The organism is Megasphaera cerevisiae DSM 20462, from assembly GCF_001045675.1.
Lineage (GTDB): Bacteria > Bacillota > Negativicutes > Veillonellales > Megasphaeraceae > Megasphaera > Megasphaera cerevisiae.
Map to the genome: position 1 here is coordinate 1 of NZ_LEKT01000162.1, position 658 is coordinate 658.

The 658-nt window shown below is 40.1% G+C and carries 2 pseudogenes; one reads left to right on the top strand and one right to left on the bottom strand.

What is annotated here, in order from left to right:
- Positions 1-246: 246 nt before the first annotated feature.
- A pseudogene (locus AB840_RS16355) lies at positions 247-423 on the top strand (transposase); the annotation flags it as partial.
- 33 nt (positions 424-456) lie between these two features.
- Here the strand turns inward: AB840_RS16355 and AB840_RS18015 are convergent.
- Positions 457-658: pseudogene (locus tag AB840_RS18015) on the bottom strand (hypothetical protein); the annotation flags it as partial.

Here is a 658-nt window from a genome sequence, read left to right on the forward strand (position 1 = left end):
AAGAAGGGCTCGTTCTCCAGCGAGGAATCTGTCTTCAAGGTTCTCTATCTCAGGGTAAAGGAACTCTATGCCAAGTGGGAAGGGCATCATATCCAGAACTGGGCGATGGTCAGAAACCAGTTGGCTATGGATGATAAGCTGCAAGCTCGTATCCTGAAATACGAGAAATTTTAAAGCCAGCAATCACTGGTAACGCATCTTCTTTTATGATACCTAAAAAAACTTACACACTTAACTTGACAAACCCTGAATGTCATTCAGGAAGCCTACGTCAATGGCGTCTCAACCCGCAAAATCGATACATTAACCAAAACGCTAGGCATCGAATCCATTTCACACAGCCAAGTTTCAGCAATGACTAAGGATTTAAACGAACAAGTAGAAGCGTTCCGAAGCCGAAAGCTAGAAGTGATATTGTCAATATCTCTTTACACTTTTTCCTCGAGGATATTCGATCTACGCTGCATCCTTCAATGAGCGGTAATACTGTTGTCTCTTAATCATTGGAGGTAATCCTCCATTGGTGGAGCAGATTCTTCGGTTATTCCAGTAACTAATGAAATATCTCCATATAATTGTTTTCATATGTTCAACAGTTGTTTTTGAAGCATTATATCGATTATAGATTAGTTCTTCCTTTAATCTTGCCCACATACTT